At 29.9% G+C, this 6,748-nt stretch carries 6 protein-coding genes and 1 pseudogene; 4 read left to right on the top strand and 3 right to left on the bottom strand.

Annotation, left to right across the window (positions count from 1 at the left end):
• Positions 1–451 (top strand): annotated as a pseudogene (locus ACIQ11_RS07880) (M1 family peptidase); the annotation flags it as partial.
• 19 nt (positions 452–470) lie between these two features.
• On the opposite strand, the gene ACIQ11_RS07875 reads toward ACIQ11_RS07880, so the two are convergent.
• Together ACIQ11_RS07875 and ACIQ11_RS07870 are read right to left on the bottom strand one after the other, a co-directional pair.
• Positions 471–1,562 (bottom strand): AMP-binding protein, encoded by a 1,092-nt coding sequence (locus ACIQ11_RS07875; protein ID WP_396154115.1) that lies wholly within the window; start codon positions 1,560–1,562, stop codon positions 471–473.
• Positions 1,502–2,404: a lysostaphin resistance A-like protein gene (locus tag ACIQ11_RS07870; protein ID WP_396154114.1), complete on the bottom strand. Its 903-nt coding sequence runs from the start codon at positions 2,402–2,404 to the stop codon at positions 1,502–1,504. The genes ACIQ11_RS07875 and ACIQ11_RS07870 overlap by 61 nt, the downstream gene beginning before the upstream one ends.
• A gap of 57 nt (positions 2,405–2,461) precedes the next feature.
• Here ACIQ11_RS07870 and ACIQ11_RS07865 point away from each other — a divergent pair, with 57 nt between their 5' ends.
• Together ACIQ11_RS07865 and ACIQ11_RS07860 are read left to right on the top strand one after the other, a co-directional pair.
• Positions 2,462–2,803 (top strand): ArsC/Spx/MgsR family protein, encoded by a 342-nt coding sequence (locus ACIQ11_RS07865; RefSeq protein ID WP_396154113.1) that lies wholly within the window; start codon positions 2,462–2,464, stop codon positions 2,801–2,803.
• Between the two features lie 60 nt (positions 2,804–2,863).
• Complete coding sequence (locus ACIQ11_RS07860) at positions 2,864–5,344, top strand: TonB-dependent receptor domain-containing protein (RefSeq protein WP_396154112.1); 2,481 nt, start codon at positions 2,864–2,866, stop codon at positions 5,342–5,344.
• 58 nt (positions 5,345–5,402) lie between these two features.
• On the opposite strand, the gene ACIQ11_RS07855 is transcribed toward ACIQ11_RS07860, so the two are convergent.
• A complete protein-coding gene (locus ACIQ11_RS07855; protein WP_353076616.1) occupies positions 5,403–5,573 on the bottom strand; it encodes a hypothetical protein in 171 nt (56 codons plus the stop codon).
• Between the two features lie 246 nt (positions 5,574–5,819).
• Between ACIQ11_RS07855 and prfA the strand changes: the two genes are divergently transcribed.
• A partial coding sequence (gene prfA, locus ACIQ11_RS07850) for a peptide chain release factor 1 (protein WP_396154111.1) occupies positions 5,820–6,748 on the top strand: 929 nt, incomplete at its 3' end.

Raw genomic sequence — 6,748 nt, 5'->3', positions numbered from 1 at the left:
TGGTGTCAACCGAGAAGGTAGTGGCGATATGTATTATAAAGGCGCCTTAATGTTGAATACTATTAGACATATAATTAATGATGATGTTAAATGGTGGAAATTACTTTACGATTACTCTGAAACCTATAAAAAACAAATTATTGACACAAAAACCGTAATTGATTTCTTTAATAAAGAAAGCGGTATCGATTTAACTTCTGTATTTCAACAATATTTAACGACTACAAAAGTTCCAAAATTAGTAATGTCAAAAACAGAAAATAAACTAAATTATAAATGGGAAAATGTTAATGCCGATTTCAAAATGCCAGTTGATATTATCATAAACGAAAAAACAATACGTTTACAAACTACTACTAAAAATCAAGAACTTAAAGTAGATAAAAAGTTAGTCTTAGAAGACGTTTCTGTAAAAACCAATCAGTTTTATATTAAGGTAGAAAGAAAATAACCCATTGAAAAGTATTTATTTACACTATTTTTTCCAATGATTTCTTTCTGTTGATTTTTTGCGTTTCTGTTCTTACAAATGACTTTAAAAACAGAATTTCTTTAGGTATTTGGTATTTTGATAATTCTGAAAACACGCTATTATCAATAGCAAACGGAGTGGCTTCAAGCACTAAAATTACCTTTTCGCCTAAAATTTCATTTGGTTTACTGGCAATAAAAAATGGAACTGAAATGTTTTTAGCAAGAATTTCTTCTATTTCTTCTGGAAAAATTTTAATACCTCCAGAATTAATTACATTGTCAATTCGCCCTTTCAAAATAAATTGAGTTGCATTTAGGATTTCTACAATATCATTTGTTGTGATTTTTTCCAAAGAAAGTTCTAATGCTTCAATCACCAAACAACTTCTTTCATCTACAGATATAGATACATTTGGTAAAACAGTAAATGCCAACTCTCCTATTTTTTTAATGGCAATATGCGAAATGGTTTCCGTCATTCCATACGATTCAAAAGCATTACAATTGGTTTTTAAAATACTTTCTGATAAACTATAACTCACTTTTGTGCCGCCAATTAATACGTTATCAACCAAATGTAATTTTGATAATGATTTTTGCACCTGCATAGGAACCATTGCTATAAAATTGTACTTTTTTGTAGATAATGGTGCATTTGTTGGATCAATTGTATCTAAATGCAATCCTAAAGTAATAGCACGAACCAACATCATTTTTCCTGCAATATAATTGGCTGACAAACATAATAAAGCAGTGTTTTTTGGTTGCAAATTAAAATACAAACCTGTGGCTTTCGCCGAAGCAATCATCGCGCTTTTTTGCAATACAATTTGCTTTGGTATTCCAGTAGAACCAGAAGTTTGCACCATAATAAAGGATTCATTATTTAACCAATCCAATAGAAAATTCCCTATTGCTTTTTCAAATAATTGTCCGTTTTCTTTTAAATATAAAGCCTCGGCTAAAAGTTCTATATACGTAAAACTTTTTCCGCTTAATTTAAAATCGGGATGAATAATTTGATTCATTATTCTGATACTTGAATTGGTTTTATGGTTCCAAAAAGTTTTTCTTTCCAATTGCTCCATTTATATTTTTTAGAAAAAACAAATAATAATATAGGGAAAAAAACTAATATCGGTATGAAAATTTGAAAATTAGCACTTGGCACAGAAACATCTTTTAAGATAGAATGCGTTTGAAATGCCGACCAATCTGAAGTAACTAATAAAGCGCCAATTAAATTATTTGCTGCGTGAAACCCTAAAGCTAATTCCAAGCCTTCATCCATTAATGTTAAAATACCTAAAAACAAACCCGTTCCAATATAATAAAACATAATAATCATCCCCATTTTATCAACTTCTGGGTTGCCAATATGCATTATTCCAAATAAAAATGAAGTTACCAATAATGGCACCCATCTTGTTTTTGTAGCTAAACCTAATCCCTGAAGCATATGTCCACGAAACAAATATTCTTCAAAACTCGCTTGAAAAGGAATTAAAAGGACAGCCAATACTACAAAAACAGTAAATTTTTCTGGTTTAAATTGAATTACAAAATCTTCTGGAGCACTATAATATCCTATAATGGTTGTAATTATCGTAATGCCTCCCCAAACTCCAAATGAGAAAAAAAATCTAGACCAATCGATTTTTGGACGAGACGTAGTTAATATTCTTAATGAATTATTTTGAATGAATTTGTTATAAAATAAAACTATAAATAACAAAAATGATAATGGCGCTACTAGCATTACAAAAGTGCCATTTATTCCATACTTTTCAATCGTTTTTTTCATCACTTCATTGGTATCAACACCTTCTGATGAAATAAAAATTGTTACCATTAAAGCTAAAAAAAGAAATGGAATTATAGTATAAGACCATAAATTAATTTTAAACTTTTGCAATTGTTCTATATACATATTACGAATTTTTAAGTCCACTAAATTACAATTATTACCTTTGTAAAAAAAATATTTATGTTAACCATTTATCACAACAAAAGATGTTCAAAATCCAGAGAAGGTGTTTGTTTTTTAGAAAACCTTAAAACACCCTTTGAAACCATTCATTATCTGGAAAAATCGCTTACTTACACTGAGTTAGAAACAATTATTAAAAAATTAAAAATCAATCCAATTGAATTGGTAAGAGTTAAGGAAAAAGATTGGATTGAAAATTTCAAAGGCAAAATTTTAACTGATAAAGAAATTATTGAAGCGATGTTACAATTTCCAAAACTAATTGAAAGACCTATCGTAATTAATGGAGAAAAAGCGGTAATTGCAAGACCTTCGGAATTGATAAACACAATTTTATAAAATGATTTAACATAGTTTTAATACTTGTTTGAATCCAGAACACTACATTTGTACTGTAAAATGTCACAAAATATGTTATTTAAAAAATCAATGCTGCTACTAACTTTCTTATTTGTTAGTACTGCCGCCATCTCTCAAATTTCGTTAAAAAAAGTAATTGTTACTGGTAAAATTATCGATAAAGAAACTACAAAACCTATAGAATTCGCTGTAATTACGATTTCAAAATCGGATACTAAAAAAATTATTACTGGAGGCACTTCAGATGCAAATGGAAATTTTAGCATCGAATTAAACAACGGAACTTATAATTTTAAATACGAATTTCCTGGATTTAAAACTCAAGAAAAAGTAAACCAAAATATTACTTCAGATTCAAATTTGGGAAATATTGCCTTAGAATCTGATTCTAACCAAATTGAGACTGTCGTGATTCGAAGTGAAAAAACGTCGGTTGATATTAAATTAGATAAGAAAGTATATAATGTTGGACAAGATTTAATGGTAAAGGGCGGAACGGTAAGTGATGTTTTAGATAACATACCAAGTGTTGCGGTTGATGTAGAAGGAAATATTAGTTTGCGTGGTAACGAAAGTGTACGTGTTTTAATTGATGGAAAACCTTCAACTGCCATAAATGTTGCCGATGCCTTACGAATGCTTCCTGCAGACGCTATTGAAAAAGTTGAAGTAATTACCAATCCATCAGCGCGATATGATGCTGAAGGTGGTGGTGGTATTTTAAATATTATCCTTAAAAAAGGAAAAAATAAAGGAATCAACGGAACGGTAATTGCAACTGCTGGTGATCCAAAAAACCAAGGTATTTCTGCAAACATCAATTCAAAATCAGATACTTACAACTTATTTGCAACTTTAGCTTATAATGACAGAAATAATCCAGGAAATACTAAAATCAATCAAGAAAATTTTGTGGCAAATACCTATATTGAAGAGCGTAGAAATGCCAATAGATTTAGCGATGGAGTCAATGTTAATTTTGGTATGGAAGTATTTCTAAACAAAGACAAATCGGCAACTTGGACAAATAGTATCAATTATAGAAACAACGACGGTAAAAATTTTGAAGATGTAACCTACAAAAATTATACTTTAAATAGAAGTAACTTTTTATTTACGCGTTTCAGAGACAACCAATCACTTACTAGAAATGAAGCAGTTGAATACACTTCTAATTTTATAAAGAAATTTAAAAAGGATGGACACAAATTAACAATTGATGCTTCCTTTTCATTAAATGAAGAAGATGAATTTTCAACTATTTATGGAAGTATTTTAGAAACAAATACATTTGTATCGGACGAAACAACTTCAAAAATTGGTAGACAAACTAGAAATTTAATACAGGCTGACTATGTTTTACCTTTAACCAAAGACTTACAGTTTGAAGCTGGTTACAGAGGAAGTTATACAAATTCTACAAGTAATTATGAAGTGTTGGAACGCGTAAATCAAAATAGTCCTTACACGAATATCCCTGGATTTACGAATAATTTTGAGTACATTGAAAATGTAAGTGCTATTTATACTCAATTAGGAACTAAATTCTTTAAAAAGTTATCTGTTTTAGGAGGGTTACGATTGGAGAATACCAATTTGGAAATCAATCAATTACTTACAAATGATTTAAACACTAGAAATTACAACAACTTTTTTCCAAGTTTATTTTTAACATACGAATTAAATAACGATTCGAATATTTCCTTAAATTATAGTAAAAGAATTACCCGTCCAAGAGATCGATTTATTAATCCGTTTTCTTCATACACCAGTAATATCAATTTATTCATAGGAGATCCAAAATTAGATCCATCCTTCACAGACGCATTTGACATTGGCTATTTGAAAAAATGGGATAAAATCACACTAAGCACTTCTGCGTATTACAATCACACTACAGATGCATTTCAAATTGTTAGAAAAGAAAGTGGACAGTTTGTAAATGGAATTCCAGTAATTTTGAATACGCCATTTAACTTAGGTGAAGATAATAGAATTGGAATGGAAGTTACCTTTAATTATAGCGTAAAAAAATGGTGGAAATTAAATTCAAATGTGAATTATTTTTATAATGAAACCAAAGGAAATTATCAATTTATTAATTCTAACAATACTTTGGTAAATCAAAATTTCAATTTCAAATCAAGTACTTGGACTGCTCGATTAACGTCTAAAATTAATTTACCTTATAAAATTGATTGGCAAACTAACGGAACATATAACGCTGGACAAAAAACAGCACAAGGAAAAACAATAGGAATTGCAAGTATGAATTTGGCTTTTAGTAAAGATGTTTTAAAAGAAAAAGCAACCATTTCACTTAATGTGAGTGACGTTTTTAATTCAAGAAAAAGAATTCAAGATTTACAATTACCAACTGTAAATTCATATAGCGAAATGCAATGGAGAGTTCGACAAGTAACAGTTTCATTTACCTACCGATTTAATAAACTGAAAAACGAAAAAGAAATAAAACCAAAAAGCCTTGAACAACAAGAAGGCGGTGGTGGAGAATTCTAATACAGAATAAAAAAATCCCGATTCGTACGAATCGGGATTTTTTATTAACTCAAGAAAATTACTTTTCTTGTTCAGCTAATTTTTTTGCTTTCTTTTCTTTATATAATTCTATTAATGATCCGCCAATCCAATATTGAACAAATCCTACAAGAAAAAACATTAACCAAAAACCTATAGTTAAAATGGTTAAGAAAAGTATAAAGCCTAAATACTGTTGAAATTCAAACATATTTTCCGGAATTTTATTTGTGAATTCTTGTCAAAGATAAATCATAAATTTATTTTTAACAAATAATATCTTTTTTTTAATACTATTTTCTAAATTATACTTTAAAAACAAAAAATAAAATTAAATAGTTGGCAGTAGAAAAGCAGTTTAGTGCTATTTAATTTAGAAACATATTTCTACAAATCGCAATAAACTATATAACAGATTACTTTTTTTTGTAACTTTGCATTCCAAAATAATGAAGAGATGTTAGATAGATTACAATACGTAAAACAACGTTTCGACGAAATATCAGATTTGATTATTCAACCTGATGTTATTGCCGACCAAAAGCGTTATGTACAATTAAATCAGGAATACAAAAGTTTAAATGCGTTAGTTCAAAAACGTGAAGAATATATTACTCTAGATGCTAACGTAAAAGAAGCGCAAGAAATAATTGCAGATGGTTCTGATGCCGAAATGGTAGAAATGGCTAAAATGCAATTAGAAGAAGCCAAAGAACGTTTGCCATTGTTGGAAGAAGAAATCAAATTTATGTTGATTCCTAAAGACCCAGAAGATGCGAAAAACGTAATGGTTGAAATTCGTGCCGGTACTGGTGGTGATGAAGCGTCTATTTTTGCAGGAGATTTATACAGAATGTACACCAAATATTGCGAAGGTCGCGGTTGGAAATGTTCTGTAGTTGATATGAGTGATGGAACTTCTGGTGGCTTTAAAGAGGTAATTTTTGAAGTAACTGGAGAAGATGTTTATGGTGCTTTAAAGTATGAAGCGGGAGTACATCGTGTACAACGTGTGCCTCAGACAGAAACACAAGGTCGAGTGCATACTTCAGCAGCGACGGTTATGGTTTTACCAGAAGCAGAAGAATTTGATGTGCAAATTGATATGAATGATGTTCGTGTAGATTTCTTCTGTTCATCAGGTCCTGGAGGTCAATCAGTAAATACTACTAAATCGGCAGTTCGTTTAACGCACATTCCATCTGGATTAGTTGCACAATGTCAGGATCAAAAATCACAACATAAAAATAAAGATAAAGCGTTAACTGTATTACGTTCTCGTTTGTACGAACAAGAATTAGCAAAAAAACAAGAAGAAGATGCTAAAACGCGAACTTCTCAAGTAAGTTCAGGTGACCGTTCGGCTAAAATTAGAACCTATAATTA

The organism is Flavobacterium sp. (assembly GCF_044361065.1).
GTDB lineage: Bacteria > Bacteroidota > Bacteroidia > Flavobacteriales > Flavobacteriaceae > Flavobacterium.
Note: the sequence above shows the minus strand (reverse complement) of the source record. Positions and strands in the feature narration are given on the sequence as shown.

Excerpts from the sequence above, each read along its gene's own strand:
- ACIQ11_RS07875 (WP_396154115.1), bottom strand. The coding sequence starts at position 1,562 with ATGGAGCAATTGGAAAGAAAAACTTTTTGGAACCATAAAACCAATTCA.
- ACIQ11_RS07870 (WP_396154114.1), bottom strand. The coding sequence starts at position 2,404 with ATGTATATAGAACAATTGCAAAAGTTTAAAATTAATTTATGGTCTTAT.
- ACIQ11_RS07865 (WP_396154113.1), top strand. The coding sequence starts at position 2,462 with ATGTTAACCATTTATCACAACAAAAGATGTTCAAAATCCAGAGAAGGT.
- ACIQ11_RS07860 (WP_396154112.1), top strand. The coding sequence starts at position 2,864 with ATGTCACAAAATATGTTATTTAAAAAATCAATGCTGCTACTAACTTTC.
- ACIQ11_RS07855 (WP_353076616.1), bottom strand. The coding sequence starts at position 5,573 with ATGTTTGAATTTCAACAGTATTTAGGCTTTATACTTTTCTTAACCATT.